Annotated in this window: 24 protein-coding genes; 10 read left to right on the plus strand and 14 right to left on the minus strand. The window is 61.3% G+C overall.

Annotation, left to right across the window (positions count from 1 at the left end; all coding sequences use genetic code 11):
- Nucleotides 1-6: 6 nt before the first annotated feature.
- The 4 genes from I8E17_RS00955 to I8E17_RS00970 all read right to left on the minus strand — a co-directional run bounded on the left by I8E17_RS00955 (nucleotide 7) and on the right by I8E17_RS00970 (nucleotide 3086).
- Nucleotides 7-420: a tellurite resistance TerB family protein gene (locus I8E17_RS00955; protein ID WP_015338732.1), complete on the minus strand. Its 414-nt coding sequence runs from the start codon at nucleotides 418-420 to the stop codon at nucleotides 7-9.
- Between the two features lie 178 nt (nucleotides 421-598).
- Entirely contained in the window at nucleotides 599-1837 is a 1239-nt protein-coding gene (locus I8E17_RS00960; RefSeq protein WP_113367275.1) for a thermonuclease family protein, read from the minus strand.
- Between the two features lie 15 nt (nucleotides 1838-1852).
- Nucleotides 1853-2518 (minus strand): helix-turn-helix transcriptional regulator, encoded by a 666-nt coding sequence (locus I8E17_RS00965; protein ID WP_069611251.1) that lies wholly within the window; start codon nucleotides 2516-2518, stop codon nucleotides 1853-1855.
- A gap of 139 nt (nucleotides 2519-2657) precedes the next feature.
- Nucleotides 2658-3086: a hypothetical protein gene (locus I8E17_RS00970; RefSeq protein WP_069611388.1), complete on the minus strand. Its 429-nt coding sequence runs from the start codon at nucleotides 3084-3086 to the stop codon at nucleotides 2658-2660.
- Between the two features lie 105 nt (nucleotides 3087-3191).
- Between I8E17_RS00970 and I8E17_RS00975 the strand changes: the two genes are divergently transcribed.
- Nucleotides 3192-3548 (plus strand): DUF952 domain-containing protein, encoded by a 357-nt coding sequence (locus I8E17_RS00975; RefSeq protein WP_069611252.1) that lies wholly within the window; start codon nucleotides 3192-3194, stop codon nucleotides 3546-3548.
- Nucleotides 3545-4633 carry a quinone-dependent dihydroorotate dehydrogenase gene (locus tag I8E17_RS00980; RefSeq protein ID WP_113367276.1) on the plus strand — a complete coding sequence of 363 codons (1089 nt, stop codon included), beginning with the start codon at nucleotides 3545-3547 and terminating at the stop codon, nucleotides 4631-4633. The genes I8E17_RS00975 and I8E17_RS00980 overlap by 4 nt, the downstream gene beginning before the upstream one ends.
- Here the strand turns inward: I8E17_RS00980 and I8E17_RS00985 are convergent.
- The 3 genes from I8E17_RS00985 to I8E17_RS00995 are packed head-to-tail and all read right to left on the minus strand — an operon-like array spanning nucleotide 4609 to nucleotide 6746.
- Nucleotides 4609-5958 (minus strand): MATE family efflux transporter, encoded by a 1350-nt coding sequence (locus I8E17_RS00985; protein WP_069611254.1) that lies wholly within the window; start codon nucleotides 5956-5958, stop codon nucleotides 4609-4611. The genes I8E17_RS00980 and I8E17_RS00985 overlap by 25 nt on opposite strands.
- A gap of 16 nt (nucleotides 5959-5974) precedes the next feature.
- Nucleotides 5975-6478, minus strand: coding sequence for a CAP domain-containing protein (locus I8E17_RS00990; protein ID WP_069611255.1), 504 nt, complete (start codon nucleotides 6476-6478; stop codon nucleotides 5975-5977).
- 1 nt (nucleotide 6479) lies between these two features.
- Nucleotides 6480-6746, minus strand: coding sequence for a DUF6460 domain-containing protein (locus I8E17_RS00995; protein WP_069611256.1), 267 nt, complete (start codon nucleotides 6744-6746; stop codon nucleotides 6480-6482).
- 165 nt (nucleotides 6747-6911) lie between these two features.
- Here I8E17_RS00995 and I8E17_RS01000 point away from each other — a divergent pair, with 165 nt between their 5' ends.
- Entirely contained in the window at nucleotides 6912-7856 is a 945-nt protein-coding gene (locus I8E17_RS01000; RefSeq protein ID WP_069611257.1) for a methyltransferase domain-containing protein, read from the plus strand.
- Between the two features lie 107 nt (nucleotides 7857-7963).
- Nucleotides 7964-8599, plus strand: coding sequence for a YitT family protein (locus I8E17_RS01005; RefSeq protein WP_069611258.1), 636 nt, complete (start codon nucleotides 7964-7966; stop codon nucleotides 8597-8599).
- A gap of 9 nt (nucleotides 8600-8608) precedes the next feature.
- On the opposite strand, the gene I8E17_RS01010 is transcribed toward I8E17_RS01005, so the two are convergent.
- Nucleotides 8609-8800 carry a DUF2735 domain-containing protein gene (locus I8E17_RS01010; protein ID WP_069611259.1) on the minus strand — a complete coding sequence of 64 codons (192 nt, stop codon included), beginning with the start codon at nucleotides 8798-8800 and terminating at the stop codon, nucleotides 8609-8611.
- A gap of 444 nt (nucleotides 8801-9244) precedes the next feature.
- On the opposite strand from I8E17_RS01010, the gene I8E17_RS01015 reads away from it, so the two are divergent.
- Entirely contained in the window at nucleotides 9245-10285 is a 1041-nt protein-coding gene (locus I8E17_RS01015; protein WP_069611260.1) for a glutamine synthetase beta-grasp domain-containing protein, read from the plus strand.
- A gap of 234 nt (nucleotides 10286-10519) precedes the next feature.
- Here the strand turns inward: I8E17_RS01015 and I8E17_RS01020 are convergent, their stop codons facing one another.
- Both I8E17_RS01020 and I8E17_RS01025 read right to left on the minus strand, forming a co-directional pair.
- Nucleotides 10520-10981, minus strand: a complete 462-nt coding sequence (locus I8E17_RS01020) for a carboxymuconolactone decarboxylase family protein (protein ID WP_015338745.1) — start codon at nucleotides 10979-10981, stop codon at nucleotides 10520-10522.
- 30 nt (nucleotides 10982-11011) lie between these two features.
- Nucleotides 11012-11515 carry an Rrf2 family transcriptional regulator gene (locus tag I8E17_RS01025; RefSeq protein ID WP_069611261.1) on the minus strand — a complete coding sequence of 168 codons (504 nt, stop codon included), beginning with the start codon at nucleotides 11513-11515 and terminating at the stop codon, nucleotides 11012-11014.
- Nucleotides 11516-11745: 230 nt separating this feature from the next.
- On the opposite strand from I8E17_RS01025, the gene I8E17_RS01030 reads away from it, so the two are divergent.
- The gene (locus tag I8E17_RS01030) at nucleotides 11746-14256 is read left to right on the plus strand and encodes a ligase-associated DNA damage response DEXH box helicase (protein WP_113367277.1); all 2511 of its coding nucleotides are present in this window, start codon (nucleotides 11746-11748) and stop codon (nucleotides 14254-14256) included.
- Nucleotides 14257-14297: 41 nt separating this feature from the next.
- Nucleotides 14298-15032 (plus strand): ligase-associated DNA damage response endonuclease PdeM, encoded by a 735-nt coding sequence (pdeM, locus tag I8E17_RS01035; RefSeq protein WP_069611262.1) that lies wholly within the window; start codon nucleotides 14298-14300, stop codon nucleotides 15030-15032.
- On the opposite strand, the gene I8E17_RS01040 is transcribed toward pdeM, so the two are convergent.
- A complete protein-coding gene (locus I8E17_RS01040; protein ID WP_069611263.1) occupies nucleotides 15029-15589 on the minus strand; it encodes a dihydrofolate reductase family protein in 561 nt (186 codons plus the stop codon). The two genes, pdeM and I8E17_RS01040, sit on opposite strands and share 4 nt — an antisense overlap.
- 110 nt (nucleotides 15590-15699) lie before the next feature.
- Here I8E17_RS01040 and I8E17_RS01045 point away from each other — a divergent pair, with 110 nt between their 5' ends.
- The gene (locus I8E17_RS01045) at nucleotides 15700-16203 is read left to right on the plus strand and encodes a helix-turn-helix domain-containing protein (RefSeq protein ID WP_069611264.1); all 504 of its coding nucleotides are present in this window, start codon (nucleotides 15700-15702) and stop codon (nucleotides 16201-16203) included.
- 103 nt (nucleotides 16204-16306) lie between these two features.
- Here I8E17_RS01045 and I8E17_RS01050 read toward each other — a convergent pair whose 3' ends face one another.
- The 3 genes from I8E17_RS01050 to I8E17_RS01060 form a co-directional block, all read right to left on the minus strand.
- Nucleotides 16307-17116 carry a TIGR02186 family protein gene (locus I8E17_RS01050; protein WP_069611265.1) on the minus strand — a complete coding sequence of 270 codons (810 nt, stop codon included), beginning with the start codon at nucleotides 17114-17116 and terminating at the stop codon, nucleotides 16307-16309.
- Complete coding sequence (locus I8E17_RS01055; protein WP_069611266.1) at nucleotides 17113-18036, minus strand: sulfite exporter TauE/SafE family protein; 924 nt, start codon at nucleotides 18034-18036, stop codon at nucleotides 17113-17115. The genes I8E17_RS01050 and I8E17_RS01055 overlap by 4 nt, the downstream gene beginning before the upstream one ends.
- 284 nt (nucleotides 18037-18320) lie before the next feature.
- Nucleotides 18321-22004, minus strand: coding sequence for a peptidoglycan-binding protein (locus I8E17_RS01060; RefSeq protein WP_069611267.1), 3684 nt, complete (start codon nucleotides 22002-22004; stop codon nucleotides 18321-18323).
- A gap of 483 nt (nucleotides 22005-22487) precedes the next feature.
- Here I8E17_RS01060 and I8E17_RS01065 point away from each other — a divergent pair, with 483 nt between their 5' ends.
- Nucleotides 22488-24284 carry an acyl-CoA dehydrogenase C-terminal domain-containing protein gene (locus I8E17_RS01065; RefSeq protein ID WP_069611268.1) on the plus strand — a complete coding sequence of 599 codons (1797 nt, stop codon included), beginning with the start codon at nucleotides 22488-22490 and terminating at the stop codon, nucleotides 24282-24284.
- Nucleotides 24285-24474: 190 nt separating this feature from the next.
- Nucleotides 24475-25683 carry an acetyl-CoA C-acetyltransferase gene (locus tag I8E17_RS01070; protein WP_069611269.1) on the plus strand — a complete coding sequence of 403 codons (1209 nt, stop codon included), beginning with the start codon at nucleotides 24475-24477 and terminating at the stop codon, nucleotides 25681-25683.
- Nucleotides 25684-25689 lie beyond the last annotated feature (6 nt).

Raw genomic sequence — 25689 nt, forward strand, 5'->3', positions numbered from 1 at the left:
AAGCCTCTAGGCCTTGCGATAGCGGGCGATTGCGCTGCGTTCGATGGCCGCACAGGTCAGCTTGTCGAGGCCGAGACGGTCGCGAAGCAGGCTGAGCAGGCGCAATTCCTCGGCCTTGACAGACAGGTCGGCCGAAGCGACTTCGACGGCAAGAGCGTAGGCCGTGTCGTAGAGACGGGCGGGAAGCGTATCGCGCACGGTTTCGAGCACGATGTCCAATCCCTCATTGTTCGAAAGAAGCTTGGCGCAATCGCGAGAGACGGAAATCAGCTTCTCGTCGTCGAACCCCTTGAAGACCGGCAGGGCGTGAATGAGTTCTCCGATACGGCTGAGCTCCCGGTCGTTCATCGTGCGATCGACGGCCGAGGCCAGTACCATGACGTAGATCAGGGCCTCGTGAGCAGAAAGCGGCTTGTTCATGACAGGCGAAGTCCTTTGAATTTGGCAAGCTGAAAAGTCGCGCGTCCCATGGCAAAAGTTACTGCATAATTCCTTGAATCGGAATCGATTTAAGGAATTATGCGGCGGATTGGAAGTGCTGTGGCGAGCTTTGCGCGTCATATATGACGCGCAAAGCTGTGGTGCCGGAAGCAAGGCGTCAGATCGGGTTGAGCGGGTCTTCCTTGGGCAAGGCCGGCCCGAGCGTCGATTTTCCATTCTTGCGCGGATCGTCGCCATACATGCCGCGCTTCTTCTGCTTGGCCTCGTCGACGAGCGATGCAAGCGGCGAACCCGGCTCCGGATCGGCCCAGCCGAAGCGCACCAGCCAGGCGCTGAGATCGACGCGGACATAGCGGCAGGCGCCCTTGACGGTGCCTTTCCAGTTGGCATCGGGCACATCGCAATCGATCGACCGGCCACGCAGATACATGCGGAATGCCGTGCGCGCGGCTTGGCCGCAAGGCCAGTCCTTCCCGCTCGGGCCGGTGCACATTCGGTCGACATCGGTCGGAATGATCCCGGTGAGCTGTACGCTCCTACCGGTGATGGTCAATATGCCGGCCTGATCCGAGAAGGGGCGGACGAGTTCGATCGTTGTCGTCTGCTCCTTTGGCTTGGATGCGGGATCAAGCGCTGCCTGTTCGGACCGAGACGCCGGCTGAACCTGCTGCCGCGGCAATTCCGGCGGCAGGGTTCGATGTTCGGCCGCCGCCGTCTCCCTGTCGATCTGGTCGGCCGGTATCCGGTTGTCCGGGATGAGATCGGCCTTGGCCTGGTCGTCAGACGCAGTCTCCGATGAAGCGGCTACCGCCTTGCCCGGCGTGTCTTCGTTTGGCTGCTGGGCCTGGGACGTGGCGGCATCCTTGCTGCTCGCCGTCTCTGTTGCAGGCGGCAGCTTTTGTGTTCCCTCTGGCTTCGTCGATACGTCGTTCGAACGGGCAGGATCGGTCGGAACCTTGTCGTCCTGTTGCGTCACCGGCTGCGCCGCCGCCGCCATGGCAGCGGCGGACAGCTCGGGACTGCCGTCGGAGCTGCTTGTCGATGGGGACGCTGTGGCGAGGATCGTTGTCTTATCCTTCGTTGCTTGCGTGGCCGAGCCGCCGGCTTGCGCTACCGGTTGGCCTTCCGATTGCGCCTGCCCTGAATTTGCGTCGTTCTGCTTCGTGGTCTCGGCTGGCTTGGGTGCCTCGATAGCTTCTGGTGGTGTGGTGCCGGCCCTGCCGGTCTCGCCCGGCACAGTCGCAGCCGGCTTGCTTTGAGCTGTCGTGTCGCTGTGGCCTCGGTGGCCTCGGTGGGGCAGGCTGAAACCACGCTCGCTGACCTGAATCGCGACGAGGGTCAACCAAGAACCGACGATCACGCCTGCCGCACCTGCAAGCCAAATGTTTCGACGCATAACGAGAAAACTTTCCTATTGGCTGGCCCAAATGATCCGCGCAATCCATTCCACATCCGCAAGATCGAAGCTGCGGTTGGGGTGTTCGGGATTGAGCGACAAAAGCTCAATCGACTTGGCGCTCTGCCGCAGCAGAACCTTGGCCATGACTTCGCCCTCGCGGGTCTTCACAACGACACGGTCGTTTTTCCTGATCTGAGCACCTGGCTCGACAATCAGAATATCCCCGTCGCGATAGAGCGGCAACATGCTTTCGCCCTGTACCTCCAGCGCATAGGCGCCGGTCCTGTGCCCGGCAGCGACGGGAAATTCCACCATGTCCCAGCCCTGGCCGGCTGGGAATCCACCATCGTCGAAGAAGCCGCCGGCGCCCGCTTGGGCAAAGCCAATCAGCGGGATGGAGGTGCCGGGTGGCAGGATTCCGTTCACGGCTGTTGCGGTCGGCGGCTCGGCCGGGCGAATGAAGCTCAGAAATTGTTCCAAGCTTGCTCCGGTCGCATCCAGGATTTTGGCGATCGATTCCGTCGATGGCCAGCGCAGGCGTCCGTCCTGGCTCAATCGCTTCGATTTGTTGAAGGAGGTGGCATCCAGGCCGGCGCGGCGGGCGAGGCCGGAAGGGGTCAAGGCGTGCCGCTCGGCAAGCCGGTCGATCGCACCCCATATCTGCTCGTGTGACAGCATCGCCGCTCGGTATCCGCGCCGGCTCGCCCGGCGCTTTGCTCTTTAGAAAAGGTTAACCGAGGCATTTTGGCGAGTAAAGGCCGGCATAGGAATACGGTCCTTTATCCCCGTGCTTTCGCGACAGCGTCCTTCACCTGGATCAGGTCTTCTGCGGCTGCGGCTTGCTATCCGGCTCTTGGTTCTGGAATTCCTTCGCCATGCCCATGAAGCCGCGCATGAATTTCTGCATGATGCCGAGCGTACGGTCGATCTCGGCGTCGTCGGGCAGGCTCGATCCCTTGTTTGCGGCAACGGTCTTTTCCAGCTTCGTCACGCGGTCGGCCAGCCGGTCGAGCTCGTCGTCATAGGCGCTGCGCTCGTCGGCGGCCATGCGGCAGACGAGATTGCCGCTTTGGTCCTGGCAGATGGACATGGCGCCCGTCTGCTTGTCGAGGCGGATGAAATGATCGCCGCTGCGCTCCAGCTGGAAGCGTTCCGCATCCGGTTCGGCTGAAAGAGCCGGTGTGGAGAGAAGAAAAGCAGCGGGCACCAGCATGGCTGCAAGGCCGATTTTCAGTTCCTTCGTCATGTCATCCTCCGGATTTTCTGCGTTAAACCCCAAATCCATCACGGAAACCGTGGACATCGGCTGATGTTTTCGTGCAAAGCCCTAGCAGGACAGCTTTACAGAGGGATGATGACCGCCATGCCAGTGGTTTACAAGATCGTGCCGGATGCGCTCTGGCAGCAAGCCAGACAAACCGGCGTTTTTCATGGCGCGCCGATCGATCTGACCGATGGCTACATTCATTTCTCCACCGCGAAACAGGCAAAGAAAACCGCGGAACTCTATTTTGCGGGGCAGACCGGCCTGCTGTTGGTGGCGGTGGACGGCGACGCGCTCGGCGACAAGCTGGTGTTTGAGCCCTCGCGCGGCGGCGATCTCTTCCCGCATCTCTATGCGCCACTGCCACTTTCGGCCGTCCTCTGGGAAAAGCCGCTGCCGATTGGCGACGATGGAGCTCACCTCTTTCCGGAGATGGCGGAATGATCGGCGCCTTTCGCGATCTCGGCCGGCGCGGCCTGTTCCTGTTCGATCCGGAAACGGCACACGGCATGTCGATTGCGGCGCTGAAATCCGGCCTCGTTCCGGCTTGCCGCACACGCAACGATCCCCGCTTGCGCCAGACCGTGGCAGGGCTCGACTTTGCCAACCCCATCGGCATGGCCGCCGGCTATGACAAGAATGCCGAAGTGCCGGAGGCGCTGCTGAAGCTCGGTTTCGGCTTTACCGAGATCGGCACGGTGACGCCGAAGGCGCAGTCGGGCAACCCACGTCCGCGTATCTTCCGCCTGGTCGAAGACGAAGGCGTCATCAACCGCCTCGGCTTCAACAATGAGGGCCATGAGGCGGCGTTCCAGCGCCTCAAAACCATCCACGGCAACGGCATTATCGGCGTCAACATCGGCGCCAACAAGGATAGTGCCGACCGCATCGCCGATTATGTCGCCGGCATCCGCCGCTTCTACTCCGTGGCGCGCTATTTCACCGCCAATATTTCCTCGCCGAATACGCCGGGCCTGCGCGATCTGCAGGCGCGCGAAAGCCTGTCCGCCCTGTTGTCGGCCGTCCTCGCAGCTCGCGATGAGGAAGCGGCAAGGGCCGGCAAGCGCATCCCCGTCTTCCTCAAGATCGCTCCGGATCTCACCGAGGAGGGTATGGACGATATCGCCGCCGAAGTGCTGTCGCATGCGCTCGACGGTCTGATCGTCTCCAACACCACGCTGTCGCGTGACGGGTTGAAGGATCAGCGGCAGGCCAAGGAGGCGGGCGGCCTTTCCGGTAAGCCGGTCTTTGAAAAATCGACCGTGGTACTCGCCAAGATGCGCCGCCGCGTCGGTGCCGCGCTGCCGATCATCGGTGTCGGCGGCGTTTCCTCAGCGGAGACAGCGCTGGAAAAGATCAAGGCCGGCGCGGATCTCGTGCAGCTTTATTCCTGCATGGTCTATGAAGGCCCGGGATTGCCCGGCCGCATCGTGGGGGATCTCTCGAAGTTGCTCGATCGCGAGCGCGCCGGCTCGATCCGCGACCTGCGCGATGCCAAGCTGGATTACTGGGCGAACCGGAACGTCTGATCCGCCCGCTTCTTCAGGCCCATGGCCAGGAAGATGCCGCGAAACAGCAGGAAGGCGTTCATGGCCATCCACAGGCCATGATTGCCAAGCGTCGGCACGAAGACGGCAAGCGCTACGAGATAGCCGCCGAACGACAGGAGCATCTTGTTGCGCATCTCGCGCGACCATGTGGCGCCGATGAAGACCCCGTCCATCAAAAAGGCGAGTGCCCCGGTCAAGCCGGTGATTGCCGCCCAGGGCAGATAGGTTTCGGCAGCAGTGCGGACCTCCTCCGAGGTGGTCAGCAGGCGGATCAGGGCAGGCCCGACGGTGAAGAAGAAGATGGCGGCGGCAAGCGCCAGCCCGAAGGACCAGAGCGCGGTCAGTTTCAAGCCGCGCTCGAAGGCGGGCCTGTAATTGGCGCCGATAGAGCGGCCGGTGATCTGCTCGGCGGCATTGGCGAGCCCGTCGAGATAGTAGCCAGATAACAAAAAGAAGTTCATCAGTACGGCATTGGCGGCGAGCATGACTGCACCAAAACTGTTGCCGATGCGCGTCATCAGCGTGAAGGCGCCGATCAGAACGAAGGTGCGGATGAGGATATCGCGGTTGAGCGCGAAGAGCTGCATGAGCTTGGTGCGCGAGAGCAGTTCCGCGCGCGCCGGGCGCTCCTCGCCGGCAAAACTGCGCAGCACGATCAAAAGTCCGAGCAGCATGCCGCTCGCTTCGCCGATCAGTGTGCCCCAGGCAACGCCGGCGACGCCCCAGCCCAGATAGAGCCCGAGCAGGATGGCGAGCACCATATTGACGCCATTGATGACGGTCTGCAGCAGGAGCCCGATACGGCCTTGGCCGCGGCCGAGCACGAAGCCGAGCAGCGCGTAATTGGCAAGTGCCGCCGGGCCGGAGAGCATGCGGATGGAGAAATAGGTGCGCGTCGCATCGGCAATGCCGCCTTCCGGCCCCATCAGCTTAATGCCGATCCAGAGCAGCAGCGGCGAAAGAATGACGATCAGGATGCCGCAGGTAAGCGCCGATATTAGCGCCCGCCAGAACACGGCTTGCTGTTCGCGACGGTCATGGCGGCCATAGGCCTGCGCGGTTAACCCTGTGGTCGAGGCGCGCAGGAAATTGAAGCTGGCAAAGAGAAGGTCGAAGAGCACAGCGCCGATCGCAAGGCCGGCGAGCGCGTCGGGCTGGCCCATATGGCCGACCACGGCCGTATCGACAAGGCCGAGCAGCGGTGTCGTCATGAAGCCGAGCGTCATTGGAATCGCGATCGACAGCACGAGCCGATGCGTCACGTCGAAGGGCAGAACCTTCCGGCTCTCCTGCTGGACATCCATGTTGCCTTACGCCTCCTCAGTTCGAGGACAGCACCATGGACCAATAGGGCCTGCCGCCGGAAGAGGGGTTGTAGGCCAGAGCGACGCCAAGGCCGTCATATTTGCCGAGCATGTTGTGCAAATGCTTCGGCGAGTTGATCCAGGCCGTCACCGCGGCGCTCACGTCGTGCTGGCCCTCGGCAATGTTTTCTGCCGCCGGCAGCTTGACGCCGCTTGCCTTGACGCGCTTGCCGAAATCATCACCGATGCCAATCAGATGCTCCATCTTGCCGGAATCCGCCATCCGCCTCGCCTGATAGACAGCGGCGGTGCTGGCGGCCGTATCGACCTTCAGCGGTGGCAGGCCGTTCTTGGCGCGTAGTGCATTGACGAGCGGCAGGGCGGAGGCAGTCTGGTCGCTGGCGGGGATATTGGAAATCCGGGCGGGCGGCGTGGCGCAGCTTGCGACGGATGCGGTGAGCGCAAGGGCGGCGAGGCGCAGCGCATCGCGGCGCGAATAGTTCGGTGTCTGAGACGTCATATCAGCGGCGGTAGTTGAACAGGCGGAGGATGATAAAGATAGGAATGACGATAGATGCGCCGAGCAGCACATAATCGCCGAACTCGCCAAGCGCAGCGAAGCCGCTGTGCCAGAGATCGAGCAGGAAGCGGCGGACGCCATAGAGGAAATCGAGCGGCCGCCAGCCGAAGAACTTCATCACGAAGCCGACCACGAGCGACACGATGACGAGCTTCACCAGCGTTCTGCCTGGCGAGTCGCCAAGGAATCTGTTCACCTGATCGGACATGCTAACGTCTCCATATGGCAGTCGGTCGGTGCTGAGATAGGGCCGGCACCTGCGACTCGCAAGCACTTTCGCCCAGCCTACACCCTAAACCAGCGCCTGCCTGAAATAGGACTTGAGTTTTTTTATGGCCGCGTTCAAAGGCGAGCATCAAACAGGATGAAACACATGCTGCCAAGCCAGCTTTCCTCCGGCGATGTCATCGCCGACCGCCGTGCCGACTATGCGAAGATGCTTGCCGAAAGCGGAGAGCCGGCGAGTGCCGCCGAGCTGATGGAGCAGGCGCTGGAGCTGGCTCCGCGCTGGGCGGCGGGCTGGTTCACGCTTGCGACCTATCGCGAAAAGGCCGGCGATGCATCCGGCGCAATCGCGGCGCTGAACGAAGTGCTGATGCTCGATCAAGGCGATGTCTTCGGCGCCCGCCTCAAGCTTGCCGTTCTCGGCGGTGCCGATGTGCCGGACCGCCCGCCGAGCCTCTATGTCGAGCGGTTGTTCGACGACTACGCCGACCGCTTCGAAACCTCGCTGGTCGAGAAGCTCGGCTATAGCGTGCCCGGCAAGCTTGCCGGGCTTATTGCCGAAACGGCGGGTATCCCGAAACATTTCCGTCTCGCGATCGACCTTGGCTGCGGCACGGGCCTGCTTGGGCCGGAAATCCGCGCCCGGGTCGATCGGCTGGAAGGTTATGACTTGTCGAAGGGCATGCTCGCCAAGGCGGCCGAAAAGAATGTCTACGATCACCTCGGCCAGGCCGATCTCGCGCTTGAGCCGGAATTGTCAGGCATTTTCGGTGGTGAGCTTGAGGCTGGCCGCGCAGATCTGATCACTGCGGCCGACGTGCTGATGTATCTCGGCGATCTGCATGGCGTGACGGCGATCGTGCAGAAACTTTCGGCCGATGGCGCCGTCTTTGCCTTTTCGGTCGAGGATGCACAGCAGGCGGACGGTTATGTGTTGCGCGATTCCTTACGCTTTGCCCATTCCGAAGCTTATGTCAGGAAGGTTTTGGCCGCTCACGGCTTTACGGTGCTGGATCTCACCCGCGGCGTCATTCGCATGGATGGCGGAAAACCGGTCCATGGCATTCTTTTCATTACCCGGAAATCGGCTTGATAATTTCGAATCTTGCGAATTTGAAATAGGTCAGCATTACTTACGTATTTTCGCTTGATTATCGCCTGAGCTTTCAGCAAAACGCCTTGAAACCCAGGGGAAATCACATGGCAAACGCAAAGAGCGCATTTGGTATCTGGAATACCTCCGCGACCCGGCATTCGTGGATCGAGGATGTTCAAGGCATCGTCTCCGGCAGCCTGATTTCCTCGCTCGGGCTGTTCTGCCTTTCAAGCGCCGGCCTGTTGACCGGCAGCACCGCCGGCATCGCTTTCCTGCTGCACTATGCGATCGGCGTGAATTTCGGCCTCGCCTTTTTCGTGGTCAATCTGCCGTTCTTCTATCTCTCGCTGAAACAGCTCGGCCCGGTCTTCACCATCAAGACCTTCATCGCCATTGCGCTCACCTCGCTGCTGACCAACCTGCAGCCGCTGCTCTTCGATGTCGCACATATCAATGAGCTCTGGTCGGCGGTGCTTGGCGGTATTCTCCTCGGCTTCGGCCTGCTCGCACTCTATCGTCATCGCGCCAGCCTTGGCGGCGTCGGCATTCTGGGGATTTATCTGCAGGAGCGTTTCGGCATCAGGGCAGGGCTGGTGCAGCTTGCGATCGACCTATGCGTGCTCGCCGTCGCTTTTGCGGTGACCACGCCTGCTGTGGTCATCTGCTCGGTGATCGGCGCAATCGCGCTCAATCTCTTCGTCGCGATCAATCATCGCTCGGATCGCTATATAGCGCTGTAAAGCTGAAGCCTACTGCTTGCGGGTCTCGTCGGATTCGACGATTGCGGCTTCGTGATACCAGCTGTCGAATGCGGCCGTCGCAATGGACGGGCCGATATCAGGGGTGAGGTTCACCTTCGGACGCTGGCTGAGCGCCGTCGGGCGAGCCGTGACGGGAAACTTATAGATCTTTGCGGTTTCGTGCCGGGTACCGATTGCCATTCTTTGTCTCTCCCTTTTTGGTGTTCAAGCGGGCGCGCTTCAAGAGACAACTCATATATAGCAAAGCCGAAGGCGAATATCACCATTCCGCTTAAAAAAAATGCTAAATGATGAAATTATAGGCAATTCAACGATGGCGCGGCCGATGCCGTTTCTTTGATCTGCCGATTTTCCAATCGATTTTAGGGCGCGGTCGAGCCTGCGACACTTTGGCAGCTCGATTGGAGCCATGGCTGCGATTTGAAAAGAATCTGATGCTTGGCACTGGGAAATCTCGCCCGAACACGGCTGAATTATAAAAATCTCGCCTGACAGGCCGGGTGCCGATGCGATTTGGCACGGCACATGCATCTCTCTTGGCAGCCGTTCGTAGTGAGGAATTTTCCGGCGGGCGCGCCGGGAAAGTTTTCCTACTTCGCCTGATTAACTGTTATGAGGTGCGTAATGACGAAATATAAGCTCGAGTACATCTGGCTCGACGGGTACACCCCGGTACCGAACCTGCGCGGTAAAACGCAGATCAAGGAATTCGACGCATTTCCGACGCTCGAGCAGCTTCCGCTTTGGGGCTTCGATGGTTCGTCGACGATGCAGGCCGAAGGCCGCAGCTCTGACTGCGTGCTGAAGCCCGTCGCTATCTATCCGGACCCGGCCCGTACCAACGGCGCGCTCGTCATGTGCGAAGTCATGATGCCTGATGGCGTTACCCCGCATCCGTCCAACAGCCGCGCAACGATCCTCGACGACGAAGATGCATGGTTCGGCTTCGAGCAGGAATACTTCTTCTATAAGGACGGCCGTCCGCTCGGCTTCCCGGAATCCGGCTATCCGGCTCCGCAGGGTCCGTACTATACCGGCGTCGGCTACAAGAACGTCGGCGATGTTGCTCGCGAAATCGTTGAAGAGCACCTCGACCTCTGCCTCGAAGCGGGCATCAACCACGAAGGCATCAACGCCGAAGTGGCCAAGGGTCAGTGGGAATTCCAGATTTTCGGCAAGGGCTCCAAGAAGGCCGCCGACCAGATCTGGATGGCGCGCTACCTGTTGCTGCGTCTGTGCGAAAAGTACGGCATCGACATCGAGTTCCACTGCAAGCCGCTCGGCGACACCGACTGGAACGGCTCGGGCATGCACTGCAACTTCTCGACCAAGTTCATGCGCGAAGTCGGCGGCAAGGCCTATTTCGAAGCGCTCATGGCTCAGTTCGACAAGAACCTCGAAGCCCACATCGCTGTTTACGGTCCGGACAATCACATGCGCCTGACCGGCAAGCATGAAACGGCTCCGTGGAACAAGTTCAGCTACGGCGTTGCCGACCGTGGCGCCTCGATCCGCGTTCCCCACTCGTTCATCAAGAACGACTACAAGGGCTACCTCGAAGATCGTCGCCCGAACTCGCAAGGCGACCCCTACCAGATCGCTTCCCAGGTTCTGAAGACCATCTCGGAAGTTCCGACGGCTGGCTTCGGCTCGGTTGCTGCCTAAGACTTCTCAGCTTCGGTTCCCCGAGCATAAGAGAACAAATGAATGACGCGGGGTTTCTGGCCCCGCGTTTTTCGTTTTGAGGTTATCAAGTAGCCGCTGTCACCCAGACTTCCTTGGCTCCCCGCTGCTAACCCCACAGCGCGTCGTCCTCGGGCTTGACCCGAGGATGACGGAGCTCAAGGGAAAGCTCAGCGCAGCAAGCGGCGGCACATCACATGCCCGGCAAGAGCGTACTCAAGCAGCCTTGCTTGCCGCATCTACCGGATGCTGCGAGCGGAAGCCGACGGCGAGGCGGTTCCAGATGTTGATCGTGCCGATCGCCACCGTGATCTTGACGATCTCTTCTTCGCTGAAATGCTGCTTCAACGGCTCGAAATCGGCATCCGGAATGCCGGTCTGGGCGATCTTGGTGACGGAATCGACCCAACGAAGCAGGGCACGCTCGCGGTCGTCATAAACTGGCGATTCCCACCAGACGCACATCAGATTGATCCACTGTTCGCTCAAGCCATCGTGGCGGGCTTCCTTCACATGCATGTCGACGCAATAGGCGCAGCCATTGATCTGCGAGGCGCGGAGCTTGATCAGGTGAATGAAGCGGCGCTCAAGGCCGCTGCTCTGAACGAAGTTTTCCAGCGCGACGACGGCCTTGTAGGAGTCCGGGGAGGCTTTGGCGAAATTGAAACGCGGATGCATGGGTCTTCTCCTTGGATTTTAAATTGAGGTTCAGTTTTTGGTCTTGCGTTCATGCAGCTCGAGAAAGGCGCAGCCTCTCGCGGCTATGCCACCGTCCGTGTCCGTCTGCCGGAGGTCGGTCAGCACGTCGGCGATCGTTGTCTTTGCCAATTCGGCGCGATAGACGCGTTCGGCTGCCAGCATGGCGGCATTGATGCCGCAGGGCTTGGCGAAGTAGCGCCCTTCCAGCGGGTTCGGGCCGCGCTGGCGGATTTCGGCGCAGCGGAAGGCGGGTGCGGGGCCTTCGGCCGCCAGCACGATATCGAGAAGGGTGATCTCCTCCGGCTTGCGCGCCAGCCGATATCCGCCCTTCGGCCCCGGCACGGTATCGAGCATGCCGGCGCCCGAAAGCGCCTGCAGATGCTTGAGAAGATAACTGACCGAAACGCCGTGAAATTCCGCAAGGGCGGCTGCCGAAAGCACGCCACCATCGGACAAACCCGCCAACATGGCAACGCAATGGATGGATTGTTCGACACCGTCTCCGAGCTTCATCTTTGTGCCTTTCAGATCATGGATAATTTTTATCCGCGATTATGATGGGAGTCAATAGCCTTAGAAGTTGGGGTTGCATGGAAGCTGCGTTTGGAGCCTGTCGTGCGCCCGATACCCCCCTCTGTCACAAAGTGAAAGAGGGGGGTATTGCGCTCTCCGCAAACGCTGAAACGAAAGGACACGAAGTCTCCCCGCTTCTCATCCGCCGCATATCCATTACATTGAATCCCGTGGACCAGATCGACGCGCAGTACCCCCTTGCCTTGCCTGCCCCCTTCCTCCGCTGGTTTGCGGAGAAGGGCTGGCAGCCGCGTGCGCATCAGCTGGAGCTGCTGGCCCGCGCCGAAGCCGGCGAAAGCACGCTGCTGATTGCCCCGACCGGTGCGGGTAAGACGCTCGCCGGCTTCCTGCCGTCGCTCACCGATCTCACCCGGCGTGGCAAGATTCCCCCCGGCTCCGCCTTCACCGGCATCCACACGCTCTACATCTCGCCGCTGAAGGCGCTCGCCGTCGATATCGAGCGCAACCTGATGAAGCCCGTTTCGGAGATGGGCCTGCCTGTCACGGTCGAAAACCGCACCGGCGATACGCCGAGCGGCAAGCGGCAGCGGCAAAAGCTCAATCCGCCGGATATCCTGCTGACGACGCCGGAGCAGGTGGCGCTGCTGCTCGCCAATCGTGAGGCCGAGCGCTTCTTCAAGGATTTGAAATACATCGTCTTCGATGAACTGCATTCGCTCGTCACCTCCAAGCGCGGTCATATGCTGTCCCTTGGCCTTGCTCGCATCCGCAAGCTGGCGCCGCGCGTGCAGACCATCGGTCTTTCAGCGACCGTCGCCGATCCCATGGACCTGCAGAAATGGCTGGTAGCGCAGCGGCCGGGGGAAGAGCGCCACGCCGGCCTCGTCATCGTCGAGGGTGGCGCCAAGCCCGATATCTCGATCCTGGCGACGGAACAGCGCATTCCTTGGTCCGGCCACTCCGCCAAATATGCGATTCCCGATATCTATCGCGAGCTGAAGGCCCATCGCACGACGCTGCTCTTCGTCAACACACGCTCGCAGGCCGAAATGCTGTTTCAGGAGCTATGGTCGGCCAATGACGACAATCTGCCGATCGCCCTGCACCACGGCTCGCTCGATGTCGGCCAGCGCCGCAAGGTGGAGGCGGCCATGGCGGAAAACCGGCTGCGCGCCGTCGTCGCCACCTCCACGCTCGATCTCGGTATAGATTGGGGCGACGTCGATCTCGTCATCCATGTCGGTGCGCCGAAAGGCGCAAGCCGCCTTGCCCAGCGCATCGGCCGCGCCAATCACCGCATGGATGAACCCTCGAAGGCGATCCTTGTGCCCGCCAACCGCTTCGAGGTCATGGAATGCCAGGGAGCGCTTGATGCCAACTATACAGGCGCGCAGGACACGCCGCCGATCGGCGCCGGAGCGCTCGACGTTCTCGCCCAGCATGTGCTCGGCATGGCCTGCGCCGAGCCCTTTGACATGCTCGAACTCTATGACGAGGTGCAGAGTGCGGCACCCTATGCCGAGCTTTCCTGGGAGACCTTCGAGCGCATCGTCGATTTCGTTGCCACCGGCGGCTATGCGCTGCGAACCTACGAGCGCTATGCCCGTATCCGCAGGACGGCGGATGGGCGCTGGCGCGTTTCCAATCCGCAGGTCGCCCAACAATACCGACTGAACCTCGGCACTATCGTCGAAGAGGCGATGCTGAACATCCGCCTGGTAAAGCGCAACGCGCTGGGCTCGCTCGGAAGAGGCGGCGCGCCGCTTGGCAAGGTCGAGGAATATTTCGTCGAGCAGTTGTCACCCGGCGATACTTTCCTGTTTTCCGGCAAGGTTCTGCGCTTCGAAGGCATTCGCGAGAGCGAATGCCTGGCCTCGCAGGCCTTCTCGCTGGATCCGAAAATTCCCTCCTATGCCGGCGGCAAGTTCCCACTGTCCACCTATCTGGCCGATCAGGTGCGGGCGATGATAGCCGATCCCGACCGGCGGCACCGTCTGCCGGATCAGGTGCGCGATTGGCTGGAAATTCAGAACGAGAAGTCCTTGCTGCCGAAGCGCGACGAGTTTCTGATTGAGACATTCCCGCGCGGCAGCCGCGCCTACATGGTTGCCTATCCTTTTGAGGGAAGGCTCGCCCACCAGACGCTCGGCATGCTCCTGACCCGAAGGCTGGAACGCGCAGGCGCCAAGCCGATGGGCTTTGTCGCGACCGATTATTCGCTCGGCATCTGGGGCCTGGAGGATATGGGGCTGATGATCGCCAACGGGCGTCTCAGCCTCTCCGATCTCTTCGACGAGGATATGCTCGGCGACGATCTCGAAGCCTGGCTCGACGAATCCTTTCTTTTGAAGCGCACCTTCCGTAATTGCGCCGTGATTGCCGGCTTGATCGAGCGCCGGCATCCGGGCAAGGAAAAAACCGGCCGGCAGGTGACCGTCTCGGCCGATCTGATCTATGATGTGCTGCGCAGCCATGAGCCTGATCATATCTTGCTGCAGGCAACGAGGCAGGATGCCGCCACCGGGCTTTTGGATATTGGCCGTCTTGCGGATATGCTGAAGCGAATCAAGGGCCATATCATCCATCGCGCGCTGGACCATATTTCCCCGCTCGCCGTGCCGGTGATGCTGGAAATCGGCAAGGTGCCGGTACCGGGCGAGGCTCACGATTCCCTGCTTGCGGAAGCGGCTGACGACCTGATCCGCGAAGCGATGGAATAGGAATGCTGCAAAGCAGACCACGAAGGTAGATTGTTAAAGTGATGAACCGCCTGGCGCTAGCGCGAGATATGAATGAAGGCAACGGCGCAACCAGTGCGGCGGGCGTTGAGGCCGTCATTCATGGCGTCACCGCCGTCTGTGATCCGCTGGGCGCGCTCTACCTGCCGAAGGCCGGCATTCTCGTCGTCTCCGATCTGCATCTGGAAAAGGGCGCGGCCTTTGCGCGCCGCGGCATGATGCTGCCGCCCTACGATACGCTGGCGACCCTTACAGTCCTCTCCGCCGTCATCTCCCGCTATGATCCGAAACTCGTGGTGTCGCTGGGCGACAATTTCCACGATCGGGTCGGTTCGCAGCATCTGCCGGACGAGTTTCGCAGCCTGATCGTCAACATGGCCCGCGGCCGCGAATGGATCTGGATCAACGGCAATCACGATCCGGACGGTACCGTCGACCTGCCCGGCCATTCGGTTGATGAGATGCATTACGGTGGTTTAACGTTCCGCCATGAGCCAAAGGCCGGGTTGCAGGCCGGCGAGATCGCCGGCCACCTGCATCCCTCGGCCACCGTTCGGCGCCGTGAGAAATCGGTGCGCCGCCCGTGCTTTGCCACGGATGGCGCCCGCCTGTTGATGCCGGCCTTCGGCGTGATGACCGGCGGCCTCGATCTTCGCCACAAGGCAATGGCCGGGCTTTTCGAGCGGGAAAGCCTGATTGCGCACCTGCTGGGCCGCGACCGCATCTACTCGGTGCGGTTCGGCAATCTCTCGGCCTAGGCCGCGTTCGCCGGTTCATAACGCAGGATGACAGCTCCGGTCTTGAGAGGCGTGGAGTCGATAAGCTTCATCGGGCGTTGCTCGGCCGCCGGTTTAAAATGCGGATTGCCGGCACCGAGGACGACAGGAACGAGGCAGATCCTGAGCTCATCGACCAGCCCCGCCTTGAGCAATGTATCGGTCACTTCAGCGCTGCCGAAGACGAACATGGTCTTGCCGGGTTCTTGCTTCAGCTTCTTCACCTCAGCGACGATGTCACCAACGACGCGGGTATTGTTCCAGTCTGCTTGGCCGAGCGTCCGCGAGGCGGCGATCTTGGCGATTCCGTTCATGTAGGCGGCGATGTCGGGCGTTTCCGTCGCGGTCGGCCAGTAGGCAGCCATGCCTTCATAGGTCTTGCGGCCGAAGATCAGCAGATCGCCTTCCTTGCCGAGTTCGACCGCATAGTGTTCCAACTCATCGCCCCAGGCGAGCATATGAAAGTTAAGATCCCACGGCTTGGTCCCCTCGAAATAGCCGTCGAGCGTCATGAGATTCCAGATAACCAGCTTCCTCATCACTTCCCCCGTTTGAATAACCACATCAAAATCAAAACTGATTGCAAAAAGCAATTGGTTGCAAGCTAACTAGACTGATGGCAAAATGCAAGCGGTTTTTGGAGATCATTATGGACGCGCTGCATCGTTCCGGCTGCCCGATCAATCTGACGTTGGAAATTCTCGGCGACCGCTGGAGCCTGATCGTCATCAGGGACATCATGTTCGGCAATCGCCGGCATTTTCGCGAGCTGCTGCAGAATTCGCAGGAGGGGATTGCTTCCAACATCCTCGCCGATCGGCTGAAGCGGCTGGTGGAGCGCGGGTTGTTGACCCGAGAGGAGGATCCGACCCACAAGCAGAAGGCTATCTACAGCCTGACGGAAATGGCGATCGACCTCGTGCCACTCTTTGCCCATATGGGCGCGTGGGGCTGCAAGCATCTTCCTGTTTCGGAAGAGCTGTCGATCCGGGCCGAGCTCCTGGAGGATGGCGGCCAAAAGCTCTGGGATGATTTCATGGAGGAGTTGCGCGCCAAGCATCTCGGCAAGGTGCTGCCCCCGGGCACACCCTCGGTGCTCGGCCGGTTGACCGAGGCCTATCTCGAAGTCGCCAATCGTCGGAAAGACGGCTGATTAGAGCATTTCCAGGATAAGTGCGCAGCGGTTTTCCGTCCGGAATGCACAAGAAAACAAGAGGATAGAGCGTTTCCGCGATTCAAGGAAAAGTGGAAACGCTCTAATTCTTCCGGAAGATGAAGCTTGCACCCCAGCCGGTGACGAGGGCGAGCAGCACCGAGAAAATGCCATAGGTGATCGGCCGCTGATGCGCCGCATCTGTGATCGTTTGCTCTATACCCGTTTTGATGACCCTTAACGGAAGCGCTTTCTCACTCAGGAACTTGCCGCTCTTGAAGAGATAGGCACGCACCATATGCACGCCATTCGGCACGTCGGCGGGAACCCTGAGCGTTGCCTTGAAGAGTGAGGAGCTGACGAAGCGAACGCCGGCGGGGTCGCTTTCATAGAGCCCGCCAGCTTTCTGCAAGCGTCGGAAGGCGTTGCGGAATTCCGGGACATCGCCGACATTGCCGACGAAGCCAACCGGCGTCAGCGGAAGATGGTCGACGCCAATGCCGCGGTCGCTGAGTTCGAGCGGCGTGGTGATATTGTCGACCGCGCGCGTGCTCGAGAGCGAATAGGCTTCCGGCACGTGCTCGAATGTCATCGAGCGGGTGTTGACCCATATGCCGAAGACGCGCTCTTTCCGGCGTACCGTCGCATTCTCGCGTGGCCCCTCCAGCACGACGACGATATCATATTGGCCGATGGCCAGAAGCAGCTGGTCGGTGTTGGAAAGGGCGCCGAAAATCGTCAGATCGGCGCCGGTGAAGTCCGAGGTGATGGCGATCTCGCTCGTCGATGTACCGATCTCCATCGTCTCCCGCGCCGTGGTCGAGGTCGTGGGCTGATCGAGCAGGACTTGCGCCTGCGCAACAGAGGGCAAAAATAAAAGCGCGGCGGCAAGGAGCAATCCGGATATTCTCATCGGCTCACCCCTTCCATGACAACCGAGTAGACGTCGGCGGGGGTGACCACGAGAGTGATGACGAGGCGAAGGCCGACGGCCAGGACGAGGAGGCCGAGGAGCGCGCGCAATTGCTCGCCGCGTAGCTTCTGGCCGACGCGCACGCCGTATTGCGCGCCAACGACGCCCGCCACCATCAAGAGGAAGGCCAGGATGATATCGACGGAATAGTTGGTGGCTGCCTGGACGATGGTCGTGAAGGCCGTCACGAAAATGACCTGGAACAGCGACGTGCCGACAACGACGTTTGTGGGCACGCGCAGCAGATAGATCATGGCGGGCACAAGGATGAAGCCGCCGCCGATACCCATTGGCGTCAGCATGCCGACGAAGAAGCCGAGGCCGATCACCGGAATGGCGCTGAGATAGAGCTTGGATTTCTTGAACCGCAGCTTCAGCGGCAGCCGCTGTACCCAGTTGTGATGGCGCGGCTTGCCGGTTGCCGGGGGCAGTTTGCCGGCTGCGCGGCGCATGGCTCGCACGCTTTCCCATAGCATCAGCGAGCCTACGGTGCCGAGGAGAATCACGTAGATCAGGGAAATGATCAGGTCGATCTGGCCGAGCCTGCGCAGCAGCACGAATAGCCAGAGACCGAAGGTCGCCCCCGCGAGACCGCCCGCCAGCAGGATCGAGCCCAGTTTCAGGTCGAGCGAGCCACGGCGAAAATGACTGAGCGCGCCGGAGACCGAGGAGGCGACGACCTGATTGGCGCCGGTGGCGACGGCAACGACCGGCGGGATATTGTAGAAAATCAGAAGAGGCGTGATGAGAAAACCGCCGCCGACGCCGAACATGCCGGAGAGAAACCCTACGGCTGCTCCCATGCCGAGAATAATCAAAATATTCACCGACAATTCTGCGATCGGCAGATAGATCGTCACGCCTTGTTCCCACTTGCAGGCTTTTCGGCGCGGTGACCGAAGCCCATTTCCCCTTAAATGGCGGATTCTAATCTGAAATCATTGCCAGAGCCTTAGGAAAGGTCGCATTGCCACAGTTTTCGAATTGCCGGATTTCACCCTAACCCGACTTTTTCCACTTTTCTGTGACGCCATTTCCGCAAGTGGGCACTAATGGCGGGGAGGCGCCCAGAGCCCCTTAAGCAAAATGCCGGCGTGCTGACGCCGGCATTTTGGTTGATCGCTTTCGTACGAAAGCAACGAAGCTACTTGTTGCGGGCGAGAAGCTCCTTGACCACCTGATCGGTGACCCGTCCATCCGCCGGCAAGCCGACGGATTTCTGGAAGCTCTTCAGGGCGGCTACCGTCTTGTCTCCCATGGTGCCGTCGGGTGCGCCGGCGTCGAAGCCATTCTTGTTGAGGATGGCCTGAATGTTGCGGATCGCCTTCTTCATGTCGATCGAGGCGGTGTTCACGCCCTTGCCGGTGGTCCATTCGTCGGGGATATCGGTGCCGTTGGCCTTCGGATCGGCCGACTGCACTTTCCAGAGATCGACCCTGGCGCGGGCGCTTTCGAGATCGGCCGGTTTCATGGCGTTGGCCACTTCGTCACGCTTCTGCGCGGCGTCCTTGTCACCGCTCTTGGCGGCGATCGCGAACCATTTGTAGGATTCCTGCAGATCCTGTTTCAGGCCGTTGCCGCGCGCATAGAGGATTGCGAGGTTGAACTGGCTGTCGGAGACGCCGAGATCGGCGGCGCGGACAAACCAGTTCGCCGCGCTATCATAATCCTGCGGGCCGACGGTGCCCGAGGCGTAGAGAACCGCGAGATTGTGCATGGCGCTGGCATTGCCCTGATTGGCGGCCTGTTCGTAATATTGCTTGGCCTTGACGAGGTCGCGATCGACGCCGTTGCCCTTCTCATACATGCTGGCGAGGCGATACTGGGCCGGAGCATAACCCTTGTCGGCTGAAAGCTGATACCAGGTTGCAGCCTGCTTCATATCGGCCGCAACGCCGCGACCATCCGTATAGCGTGCGCCGATTTCGAAGAGCGCCACCGGATCGGCCGATTTAGCAGCTGCGACGAGCGACGGCGGCTGAATGCCGTCGGGCACGGTGATATCAGGCGCTGCCGGCGTGGCGGCGGGGGAGGCGGCATTGGTATTGTCCGTCTGAGCGAAGGCGGAGGCCTGTTGCGCGGGTGTACTGCCGGCGGGGGTAAGGGCTTCGCTTGCCGTTTGGTTGCCGTCGAGCGGCGCCGCTGCCGTCAGGTGATCATTCGCGGGTGCGGCGGCGGGATCGGTGGCCGTGGGTGCAGGCCGGACTTCCGCCGTCTCCGTCGTGGAAACCGAGGGTGCGGCGGCCTGGTTTGCAGCAGGCTGCTGATTGCTGGCGGCCGGGTTCGCGTTGGCAGCGACGGTATTGGTCGCGGCGCTATCGGCGGGCGCGACCATCGTCGATACCTGAGCCGGTGCCGGCGCCTTCTGGCCGCGTGTCAGCGTGTTCGCCAGCGGATAGGCCATGATGGCGAGCATGACTGCGCCCAGCGCAAGCAGGATAGGCCGGCGGAAGCGCGAGAACGCACCGCCCTTCTTGGCATCTTTCTTGGAAGCAGGAGCCGAGCGCTGCGTCTGGTCGACTTCCATGGCCGCGGCCTGCGCGGCGCGGCGGGCGGCCGCGATATAATCGGCCCGTTCGTTCTCGCTCGGCTGGCGGGCGCTTCCGCTGCGCGAAGTGTTCTGGCTGGCGCGCACGCGCTCGAGGATCTTCTTGATGTCAGGCGCGCCGGAGCCCGGCTCCAGCAGTTCGTTGGCCTCTTCGCCGGGCATCACGTCGGCGGGATCGATCGACGGCGCCTGCTCGATGACCGGGCGGTCCGGCAGAAAGATCGGTTCGGCCTTTTCCGGCATGAAGAAGCGCTTGCCGAGGCTGGCAAACAGGCTGGTCTTGCCGCTCTTCTTGGCTGCCGCCTTGATTTCAGCCTTCGTATTGGCGTCGATCGCCTGCGCGACCGCGACTTCGGCGGAAACCGAGGCTTCGGCAGGCGCCATCGTGCGGATGATCGGACCCGCCTTCTGCTGCGCGGCCATTGGCGGCCTCAGCGCCGGAGCATCCTCTTCGGCAAAGACGTCGCTTTCGAATGTCGCGGCCGGCATGGCGGGCGCCGGCTTGAGCTGTTCCATATGATCGAGACGGTCGGCGATCTGCAGCAGCGTATCGTGCAGAGCCTCGAAGGTGCGGTGTGTGCGCTCGTCGCTGGCGCGGCTGAGGTCCTCAAGATGACGAAGGTCTTCGGCAAGTGCCGTCAATGCCGCCATATCGGCCGCCTGCGCACCATGACCCATTCCGCCTTCGCGCGAATAGGCTTCGACGACGGTTTCCGCCGCATGGCGGGCCGCTTCGATGATATATTCGTCGTTGGTCGCCATATAGTCCTCGATCGCGCTCATGCGGCGATCGAAATCCGGAGGCAGATGATCGCCGCCGGCGCGAGGCTCGGCCGTCAGCAATGTCGAGAGATGGGCGATCTGCTCTTCGAGACTGCGCAGCGCCTGCGTATCCGTCGGCGGAGCGGCGGTGCTCGCTTCCAGCCGGGCTGCGATGTCGGAGAGGCGGCCTTCGAGGCGACGCGCCATGCTGTCGTCGAGGCTTGCTGCCGGCGCGGACGGATGGAAATCGATCTCGTCGATGCGGCGAGCGAGATAATCCAGCCGGTCGGCCAGCGCGTTGCCGACAGACCCATGTTCCAGCGCATCGATCTTATGGGAGATGTCGGCGAGATAGGTGACGAGCTCCGGCTGCGGCGTGGCCTTCTGCGAACGCTCCATCAGAAGCGAAAGCTGGTCCAGGCGCTCTTCGAGGCGGGCGACGGCCTTGGCGCTGCCGAGTTCGTCGATGCGCATGGCGAGCGCTTCGAGGCGGCCGGAAAGATCGTCGGCAGGCTGACGCCGGCCTGCATCGCGGCTCATCAGGTCGATCTGATCGGCAAGGCCGCTGAGGCGGCCTTCCAGCCGCTGCATGGCCTGGTCCTGCGGCTGCATCATCGAGCCGAGGCTTTCCATCGCGGTCGCGATCGTCAGCAGCTTGGTTTCCAGCGCGTGCACGGCCGGGCTGTCGTTCATGCCGCCGAGATGCTGTTTGATGTCATCAAGGCGATAGGCCAGCGAGACGAGCTCGTCCTGAAGGCCCGACGTGTCGATCGCCTTCACCTGCCGCTCGACATGGTGCAGGGATTCCTCGCGGGCAAGGCCGTCCATCAGCGAGCGCAGTTCGTCGAATTCCGCTTTCAGCCCGGAGGTCTCCGGCTGACCGGCGAGCTGGTTGATGCTGTCGGCAAGCCTGGCCATGTCCTGGCGGACATCGGCGACGAAATGCTTGTCCTCGGCGTTTTCGCGGATATCGCGGATTTCGGCACGCAAGGCGGTGACTTCGCGGCTCACGCTATCGGCGATGTCGCGCTTCAGATCCTGGCGAAGGTTGACGAGCGCCTGGGCGATGTCGACCGGCGCGTCGGCGGCAGCGGCCCGCATCGGCTGGCGCTGGGGGTAGCTGTCGATCGGACGCCGCGCCGGCTGCAGTTCTGCATGCGTGATTTCCTCGCGCCGTGGCTGCAGACGTTCTCGGTTTGCTTCCAGCGTGCGCTGACGCTGACGGATTTCGGCAAGCGGATCGGAGCGCAGGTCGCTCTCATGGCGTTCGTTGCGCACCGGGCGCTCGTAAGCGCGGCCGGCATATTGTTCGCGTTCGGGGCGGGGCGGCATCCGCTCCGTTGCGGCTGGTTCGGGAGCAGGCGCATAGCCGGCAGCGACGCGCTGGCGCGTATCGCGCGCGGCGGCGGTTCCCATCAACCCCTCGATGCGTGCCTCCAGCCCCTCGATCGTGCGGCTCAGAGCATCCAGCGACGTCCAGTCGCTGGTTCCGGTATGATTTGATCGCGATCCGCTCATATCTTTTGCTCGCCTCGAACTGTGGACCACCCGGGCCGTCATGCTGACGAAAGAAGACGTTGCTGCATCGCCTTGCTGTCTGCATCCCGCCATTCGGAAAGGGATAAATCTATTGGCTTTCCTCAAACAGAGCGGCATAGGCAGCGCGATTTCCAAGCATAAGTTGAAAAAACGCGAAGCACTGCTGCTCAACTCGTACAATTTACGGAACGTGGTAAACAACTCGTTAAGTTTGTCTGATGTCTTAACCTTTTATTTTGGTTCTGCTGTCCCGCAGCCCGATATTCTTGTTCTGAGGCAGCACCAATTTGCTTGGGCAGAGGGGACATATCGGCGATATGCGGAATGCTCTCCCCCAATCGGCTTCACCAAAATTTCACAGCGAGACACGAATTTGACGTTTACGCAAACGTCAATATTTTGTAAGAGTGTGACAGTGGCCGGAAAGTCAAGGTCCGGCGGCGAATTGGAGGAATTCGAGAAATGCCAGTCTACAAGGCCCCGGTGAACGATACGCTTTTCGTCCTGAACGATGTGCTCGGGCTGGAGCGCTACAACAATCTTCCGGGCTATGCCGATGCCACGCCTGACATGATCGAGGCGATTGTCGGTGAAGCGGCCAAGATGTCGGAAGAGGTGCTTTTCCCGCTCAATTATTCCGGCGATCAGGAGGGTTGCGTGCGACATGACGACGGCACCGTCTCCACGCCGAAGGGCTTCAAGGAAGCCTATCGCGCCTATTGCGAAGGCGGCTGGTTGGGTCTCGCCGCACCGGAAGAATTCGGCGGGCAGGGGCTTCCCTATGTACTGCACTGCGCCGTCGGCGAATATACCTCCGCCGCCAACATGTCGCTGATGATGTATCCGGGCCTCACGCAGGGCGCGATTGCCGCCATCCTCGTGCATGGCACCGATGCACAGAAGCAGACCTATTTGCCGAAGATGGTGGAGGGCAGCTGGTCCGGCACCATGAACCTCACCGAGCCGCATTGCGGCACCGATCTCGGTCTCTTGCGCACCAAGGCGGTTCCGCAAGCCGATGGCAGCTACAAGATATCAGGCCAGAAGATTTTCATTTCGGCTGGCGAGCACGACATGACGGATAATATCGTCCATCTCGTCCTCGCCCGCATCGAAGGTGCGCCTGAGGGCACGAAGGGCATCTCGCTGTTCATCGTGCCGAAGTTCCTCGTCAAGGATGATGGTTCGCTCGGCGATCGCAACCCGGTCTCCTGCGGCGCGATAGAGCACAAGATGGGCATCCACGGCAACGCCACCTGCGTCATGAACTATGACGAGGCTACCGGCTTCCTGATCGGCGCCGAGAACAAGGGCCTCAACGCCATGTTCGTGATGATGAACGAGGCTCGCCTCGGCGTCGGTCTGCAGGGTCTCTCCATCGCCGAGATCGCTTATCAGAATGCCGCCGCCTATGCCCGCGAACGCATACAGGGCCGCTCGCTCTCCGGTCCGAAGGCACCGGACAAGAAGGCGGACCCGATCATCGTCCATCCCGACATCCGCCGCTCGCTGATGACCATCCGCGCCTTCAACGAGGCCGGCCGCGCCTTCCTGCTCTGGACGGCGCTGAAATCCGATATCGCCCATCGCTCTCCGGACGAGAAGGAACGCCAGGCAGCCGACGACATCCTAGGCCTCGCGACGCCGATCCTCAAGGGCGTCATGACCGACAAGGGCTTCGACCATGCCGTCATGGCGCAGCAAGTCTTCGGCGGCCACGGATATATCGAAGAGCACGGCATGAGCCAGTATGTCCGCGATGCCCGCATCACCATGATCTATGAAGGTGCCAACGGTATCCAGGCGCTCGATCTCGTCGGCCGCAAGCTGGCGCTGAACGGCGGCCGCGCCGTCATGGCACTCTTCAAGGAAATCGGCGATTTCTGCGAGGAAAACCGCAACGACGAGCAGATGGCCTTCTTCACCAAGCACCTGAAGAAGGGCTTGAACGATGTGCAGGCGGCGACCATGTGGTTCATGCAGAACGCCATGGCCAAGCCCGACAATGCCGGTGCCGGCTCGACCGATTACATGCACCTCTTCGGTCTCGTCGTTCTCGGCTATATGTGGGCGAAGATGGCCAAGGCGGCGCAGGCAGGCCTTGCGGCTGGCGACAGTGCGCGCGAGGATTATCTGAAGAACAAGCTTGTCACGGCGCGGTTCTACATGGAGCGCATCATGCCGGAAACGGCGCTGCGCAAGGCCCGCATCGAAACCGGTGCCGACACGATGATGGAACTGGCGGCGGAAGCCTTTTGAGTTTTTCCTTCTCCCCTCGGGGAGAAGGACGCGCGAAGCGCAGGATGCGGGGGCGTTGCACCGTATGGGTGCCCTTGGGTCCCCTCATCTGCTCTGTCGAGCACCTCTCCCCGAGGGGAAAGGGGAATTCGCGGCGTTGGTCGCTATATACTGAATCGGAAGGCGGCTTGCCGCTGCAGGGAGATGAGACATGACCGAGGTTTTCATTTACGACCACGTGCGCACGCCGCGCGGACGGGGCAAGAAGGATGGGGCGCTGCATGAAGTGCCCTCCGTGCGCCTCGCCGCCAAGACGCTGGAGGCGATCCGCGACCGCAACGGCCTCGATACCGAAACGGTTGACGACATCATTATGGGCTGCGTCGATCCTGTCATGGAAGCTGGCGCCGTTATCCCGAGGGGCGCTGCCTTCGAAGCCGGCTATTCCACCAAGGCGCCCGGCATGCAGATTTCCCGCTTCTGCGCTTCGGGCCTTGATGCCGTGAATTTCGGCGCGGCCAAGATAGCGCAAGGGGCTGATGACATCGTCATCGCCGGCGGCGTCGAAAGCATGTCGCGCGTCGGCTTGGGCATGTCCGGCGGCGCCTGGTTCATGGACCCCTCGGTCAACTTCCCGGCTTATTTTATGCCGCAGGGCGTCTCGGCTGATCTCATCGCCACCAAATACGGCTTCTCGCGCGATGATGTCGATGCCTACGCAGTTGAGAGCCAGAAGCGCGCCGCCAATGCCTGGGAAAAGGGCTACTTCAAGAATTCCGTCATTCCGGTGAAGGATATCAACGGTCTGACCATTCTCGACCGCGACGAGCACATGCGTCCCGGCACCGATATGCAGGCGCTCGCCTCGCTCAATCCGTCCTTCCAGCTGCCCGGCGAGATGGGCGGCTTCGAAGCCGTCGGCATCCAGGCCCATCCGGAAGTCGAGCGCATCAACTACGTCCATCACGCAGGCAACTCCTCCGGCATCGTCGATGGCGCCGCTGCCGTGCTGCTCGGTTCCAAGGCGGGCGGTCAGAGCATGGGGCTGAAGCCGCGTGGCCGCATCAAGGCCTTCGCCAATATCGGCTCCGACCCGGCGCTGATGCTGACCGGCCCGGTCGACGTCACCGAGAAGCTCCTGAAGCGCACCGGCATGACGCTTGCTGACATCGATCTCTTCGAGCTCAACGAAGCCTTCGCCGCCGTCGTGCTGCGCTACATGCAGGCTTTCGATATCGAGCATGACAAGATCAACGTCAATGGCGGCGCGATTGCCATGGGTCATCCGCTCGGCGCGACCGGCGCGATGATCCTCGGCACCGTGCTGGACGAGCTGGAACGCCGCGACCTCAACACCGCGCTGGTCACGCTCTGCATCGGTGCCGGTATGGGCACGGCCACGATCATCGAACGCGTCTGAGGAGGG

It is taken from the genome of Rhizobium sp. AB2/73 (assembly GCF_020871915.1).
GTDB classification, from domain to species: domain Bacteria; phylum Pseudomonadota; class Alphaproteobacteria; order Rhizobiales; family Rhizobiaceae; genus Rhizobium; species Rhizobium dioscoreae.

Bases quoted from the DNA above. Each gene is read 5' to 3' on its own strand.
- I8E17_RS01070 (WP_069611269.1), top strand. From the start codon at position 24,475: ATGACCGAGGTTTTCATTTACGACCACGTGCGCACGCCGCGCGGACGG.
- I8E17_RS01025 (WP_069611261.1), bottom strand. From the start codon at position 11,515: ATGAAGCTCGGAGACGGTGTCGAACAATCCATCCATTGCGTTGCCATG.
- I8E17_RS01050 (WP_069611265.1), bottom strand. From the start codon at position 17,116: ATGAGAATATCCGGATTGCTCCTTGCCGCCGCGCTTTTATTTTTGCCC.
- I8E17_RS00955 (WP_015338732.1), bottom strand. From the start codon at position 420: ATGAACAAGCCGCTTTCTGCTCACGAGGCCCTGATCTACGTCATGGTA.
- I8E17_RS00965 (WP_069611251.1), bottom strand. From the start codon at position 2,518: ATGCTGTCACACGAGCAGATATGGGGTGCGATCGACCGGCTTGCCGAG.
- I8E17_RS01040 (WP_069611263.1), bottom strand. From the start codon at position 15,589: ATGAGGAAGCTGGTTATCTGGAATCTCATGACGCTCGACGGCTATTTC.
- I8E17_RS00970 (WP_069611388.1), bottom strand. From the start codon at position 3,086: ATGACGAAGGAACTGAAAATCGGCCTTGCAGCCATGCTGGTGCCCGCT.
- I8E17_RS00985 (WP_069611254.1), bottom strand. From the start codon at position 5,958: ATGGATGTCCAGCAGGAGAGCCGGAAGGTTCTGCCCTTCGACGTGACG.
- I8E17_RS01060 (WP_069611267.1), bottom strand. From the start codon at position 22,004: ATGAGCGGATCGCGATCAAATCATACCGGAACCAGCGACTGGACGTCG.
- I8E17_RS01065 (WP_069611268.1), top strand. From the start codon at position 22,488: ATGCCAGTCTACAAGGCCCCGGTGAACGATACGCTTTTCGTCCTGAAC.
- I8E17_RS00995 (WP_069611256.1), bottom strand. From the start codon at position 6,746: ATGTCCGATCAGGTGAACAGATTCCTTGGCGACTCGCCAGGCAGAACG.
- I8E17_RS01010 (WP_069611259.1), bottom strand. From the start codon at position 8,800: ATGGCAATCGGTACCCGGCACGAAACCGCAAAGATCTATAAGTTTCCC.
- I8E17_RS00960 (WP_113367275.1), bottom strand. From the start codon at position 1,837: ATGCGTCGAAACATTTGGCTTGCAGGTGCGGCAGGCGTGATCGTCGGT.
- I8E17_RS01015 (WP_069611260.1), top strand. From the start codon at position 9,245: ATGACGAAATATAAGCTCGAGTACATCTGGCTCGACGGGTACACCCCG.
- I8E17_RS00975 (WP_069611252.1), top strand. From the start codon at position 3,192: ATGATGACCGCCATGCCAGTGGTTTACAAGATCGTGCCGGATGCGCTC.
- I8E17_RS00990 (WP_069611255.1), bottom strand. From the start codon at position 6,478: ATGACGTCTCAGACACCGAACTATTCGCGCCGCGATGCGCTGCGCCTC.
- I8E17_RS01020 (WP_015338745.1), bottom strand. From the start codon at position 10,981: ATGCATCCGCGTTTCAATTTCGCCAAAGCCTCCCCGGACTCCTACAAG.
- I8E17_RS01000 (WP_069611257.1), top strand. From the start codon at position 6,912: ATGCTGCCAAGCCAGCTTTCCTCCGGCGATGTCATCGCCGACCGCCGT.
- I8E17_RS01045 (WP_069611264.1), top strand. From the start codon at position 15,700: ATGGACGCGCTGCATCGTTCCGGCTGCCCGATCAATCTGACGTTGGAA.
- I8E17_RS00980 (WP_113367276.1), top strand. From the start codon at position 3,545: ATGATCGGCGCCTTTCGCGATCTCGGCCGGCGCGGCCTGTTCCTGTTC.
- pdeM (WP_069611262.1), top strand. From the start codon at position 14,298: ATGAACCGCCTGGCGCTAGCGCGAGATATGAATGAAGGCAACGGCGCA.
- I8E17_RS01005 (WP_069611258.1), top strand. From the start codon at position 7,964: ATGGCAAACGCAAAGAGCGCATTTGGTATCTGGAATACCTCCGCGACC.